This window comes from Pontimicrobium sp. MEBiC01747 (assembly GCF_053601635.1).
Map to the genome: position 1 here is coordinate 1 of NZ_JBSHNS010000013.1, position 4,271 is coordinate 4,271.

A 4,271-nucleotide genomic window follows, 5' to 3' on the forward strand; every position below is an offset into this window, starting at 1 on the left:
TCTGAAAAGCCACCAGCTCCGCAAAAAAAATCTATTACAGTAAGTTTATTCATAAGTAGTTCAAATCTACGATTTTTCTTAATTTTAGCTCATTAAGTAACAATAAAAAATGTATTTTTCATTTAATTAAGTTACAAATAACCCCAAAAAACAAACAGCTTCCTTGAGGTTTTCCGTAAAGCAGCTAGGGGAATTTTACGGGCCAACAAATTACAGTAAATACCAAACAAAAAAAATACGTAGTTCTACGTATTTTTTTATCAATTATGTTAAGGAAGCACTTCATTATTCAATATAAATTTTGCTATAATAATCGGGTAAATGTTCTTTTAAAATAGCATCTATTGCAAAAGCATTTTTACGATACATAAAGGGACGTCTTGGGTAAATACGGTCGTTAGCCCAAAACTCGCTCCATCCAATTGTAGAGCGTATAAAATCTATAGTAAAAAAGTCTTCCTTAGCTTTAGGGAAGCTATTTTCTATTTCTAAGCAGCCATTAATACATATATCTACATACGATTGCACTATAGGAAATGTTTTTGAAGGGTAAACACTTGGTGGAGGGACAACATTAGGAAAATCGTTAACATAAATCCAAACCGTATCTTCTAGTTCTGTAACTTGATAATACTCTTCGCAATGTTCTACTTTTTTCCTAATGTATCCCATTTCTCTTTCGTCTGTTGCTTTTAGTTCTGCTTCGGTAACTTCGTAAATAACACCGTTAACGTGTCTAGCTTTGTCAGGAAAACAACCTAAATAAGTTGGCGAAATACTGGCTAATGTTTCTGGCATTTGTGCATACCAACCACGTTGAAATCCGTGAGCAATAGCAGGAAATGCTACTTTAGCCATTGGTGCAGCTCGTAATCTAGATTCTGTTTCTATTAAAGAGCCGTAACCAAAAATATAATGTTTCATAATTATTGTACTTTATTTTTATTGCATTAAAAGTAAATAAATAAGAAGGATAAGAAACACGTGTTTTTACCTGTTTTGCAGTTAAATGTTTAGTGTTATAACTTAATAATTTTACCAGAAGTTAGAGTACGATTTTTAGCGGTAGTTATACTATAAAAATACAAGCCTGGTGTTAGTTTAGCTATACTAATAGGTAATGTTGTATTTAGCTCAAAATTTAAATGCTTATAAAGCGCAACGTGTCTGCCTCTACTATCTACTATTTTTAGAGATATATTGGTGTAGTTATCGTTAACCATAGGTGCTAATTTTAAATTAATGATATCCTGTGTAGGATTAGGAAATAGACTAAAATGTGTGTTATTGTTAAACTCTGGTACGCTAAGCCCAGTACCTTCAATAAGTGTATGAATGGTGTTAATAGAAATGTTGTTAAACGTTTCTACTGTACCTATTGGCCAAGTAATCTCTAATTCATCTATAATAGTAGCATTGCCTAAACCAAAATGTACAGCATAACTATTTTGACTATTATAACCTGAGGATGCAGTGATTTTTCTAGTTTGCCATATTGTATTACCATTTATAGTTGCTTTAAGTCTTATTTTAGTACCCACAGCCGAGGTGTTAGAATTTGTTCCTGTACAATTAAATTTAACCCAATTATTACCAGTTCCTGTGTTTTTAAATAAGCTATTGTTTTGATTTTCATTTAGTGTGTTTGCCAAAACTAAGTCTAGCCAACCATCGTTATTATAATCTCCAAAAGCACAACCAAAAGTCCAACCGTTTTGTGTTGCTAAAACGCTAGATGTATCTTGAGTAAAATTACCTGTGCCATCGTTTATATATACAAAATTATTAGTCTGGCTTGCTAAAAAGGCATTGCATACAAAAAGATCTAAATCGCCATCATTATCTATATCTGCAAACGAAGAACCGAACGAATGGCCTCCGCCTGTAGCAATAACAGATGAGGTTTGTTCAGTAAACGTGCCTCCATTATTAATAAATAATTGGTTATTTTGGTTTTGCCAGTTAGCAACAAATAAATCAAAATCACCATCATTGTCTATATCTCCCCAAGAGCTACCTCCAGAACTCTTCATATCCTGCACTATAGCTAAATCTATTATTTGTGTAAAGTTATTAGGGCCATCGTTTCTAAACAACGAGTTTTTAGTGTTGTTTTCATTGGTTAAAAAAAGATCGCAATCGCCATCGTTATCATAATCTATCCAGTCTACAGAGCGTGTACCTAGAACTTCACTGGTAATAGGTAGGTTGGTAACTGCGCTAAAAGTACCATCGGTTTGATTTTCAAAATACCGATTTGCAGCAGCTCCAAGACTATTTGTAAAATAAAGATCCAGAAATTGGTCGTTATTAATATCTACCCATGTTGCCATTTCAGAAAAAGTATATAGGTTAGTAAGCGGCGTGTCGGGCTCATTAGTAAATGTACCATTGCCGTTATTTCTGTAAAAGAAGTTTTTTCCAGCGGTTCCTGAAGCCCATGTAACAACAAAAGCATCTAAGTCACCATCGTTATCTACATCGGCAAAACTGGTACCGTCAGAACTACTACCATCCATAACAATATCGTCGTTAACAACCGTAGTAAAGGTGTTGTCTCCATTATTAAGGTATAACATATTATTTTGTCCGCCTGATGGCCCGTTAGAGATGAAAATATCATCCCATCCATCTCCATTAACATCCACAAAATTAGCGCTTCTTGAGCCCGAAGCTGTTGTAGTAAGGTCGGTAATGTTTGTGGCTTCAAAAGATTGTGAGGCTACAGTAAAACTATAACCTATGCATAGTAAACTAAAAAGTAAAGTTGTTTTCATATAAAAAAATGTTTTTACCAAAGTTACTTTCTAGTTGCTCCGTAAAACTTAATAATGAGGCAACCTCCTGTGATGTTGTTATGAATAACTAAATACGTGATGTGAATCTCTTTTATAATGGTTTGATGGTATATAAAACTAAGCAGATGCTTATTTATTTTTAGTAATTTTAACCAAAAGTTATATATGGAAATAACCTGTTTAATTATAGACGATGAGCCACTAGCAAGGCAGCGTATATTAAATTTAACTAAAGATATTGTAGAATTAAATGTGCTAGGTGAAGCTAAAACGGGTAAGATGGCTATAGAGATGATTCGTAAGCTAAAACCAGAGCTTATTTTTTTAGATATCCAGATGAAAGACATTTCTGGTTTTGATGTTTTACACGAATTAACAGTAAAACCACCTTTTGTAGTATTTGTTACAGCTTTTAATCATTACGCAGTAAAAGCTTTTGATGTATTGGCTTTTGACTATTTATTAAAGCCTTTTAAAAAAGAACGTTTTGTGTCTTGCGTAAATAGGATTGTTAAACAACGAAAACAAGGAAAAAATAGCGATTTTAATAACACGTTAAACAGCTTATTAAAACAAGTGAGTAATACTCCTAACAAACAAGACTATTTTAAAAATAAGTTGCCTGTAAAAACGGGTAAAACCATTTCATTTGTAGAAACCGAACAAATAAATTATATAGAAGCTTCAGGAAGTTATATAGATATACAAACAATAGAAAAAACGCATGTTTTAAGACAGTCTTTAGGTCATGTATTATTAGATATAAAAAGTCCTAGTTTTATTCGTATTCACCGCTCTACCGTAATTAATTTAAATTTTTTGGATAAAATAATACAGTCGGATTATGGTGAAATAGATGTGAAAATGAAAGATGGTAAACGATTTAGAGTAAGCCAGAGTTATAAAAAGGACTTTTTAGAAATTATTGGAGGATAATGAAACTTAAACATATAATAGACCCTAGATTATTAAAATATATAGCCCTTTTTTACACGTTTACTGTATTAATAGGGTTAATACGAAAGGTGTATTTAAAATCTACAGGCTTATACTATAAAACCATAAGTTGGTTTGGTTTATTTACCTACGATATAATATTAGACTGGCTTATTGTTATAGCTTTTATGATATTAATGAGTCGTCTTATAAAACGAATGTTCGAAAAACAATTAAGCTGGACACGTATTATATTAGTGCATTTGTTTTTCTCTTTTTTTATGGGCTATTTTATATTTTTTATCTCAGGATTAATTGTTGTTTTAATTAATGGATCGCCACTACAGTCTATTCTAGTTAACCTGTCTTTAAATCATTTTATGAGTGTAGTACACTTAAATTTTTTGGTGTACTTTTCTTTAATAGGTATTATTACAGTATACTTTTATACGAATAAAATAAAAAATATTGAGCTTCAAAAATCGCAATTAGAAACGCAATTAGCGACAACAAAATTGAATATGCTAAAATCGCAAT

General features: G+C 31.8%; 3 protein-coding genes and 1 pseudogene. 2 read left to right on the forward strand and 2 right to left on the reverse strand.

Features of this window, described 5'->3' with window-relative positions:
• Positions 1–285: 285 nt before the first annotated feature.
• Both ACVC2P_RS00095 and ACVC2P_RS00100 read right to left on the reverse strand, forming a co-directional pair.
• Positions 286–924, reverse strand: coding sequence for a gamma-glutamylcyclotransferase family protein (locus ACVC2P_RS00095; protein WP_452596455.1), 639 nt, complete (start codon positions 922–924; stop codon positions 286–288).
• Between the two features lie 95 nt (positions 925–1,019).
• A complete protein-coding gene (locus tag ACVC2P_RS00100; RefSeq protein WP_452596456.1) occupies positions 1,020–2,777 on the reverse strand; it encodes an FG-GAP-like repeat-containing protein in 1,758 nt (585 codons plus the stop codon).
• A gap of 186 nt (positions 2,778–2,963) precedes the next feature.
• Between ACVC2P_RS00100 and ACVC2P_RS00105 the strand changes: the two genes are divergently transcribed.
• Both ACVC2P_RS00105 and ACVC2P_RS00110 read left to right on the forward strand, forming a co-directional pair.
• A complete protein-coding gene (locus ACVC2P_RS00105) occupies positions 2,964–3,734 on the forward strand; it encodes a LytR/AlgR family response regulator transcription factor (RefSeq protein ID WP_452596457.1) in 771 nt (256 codons plus the stop codon).
• Positions 3,734–4,271, forward strand: a pseudogene (locus ACVC2P_RS00110) (hypothetical protein); the annotation flags it as partial. The gene ACVC2P_RS00105 and the pseudogene ACVC2P_RS00110, both read left to right, overlap by 1 nt.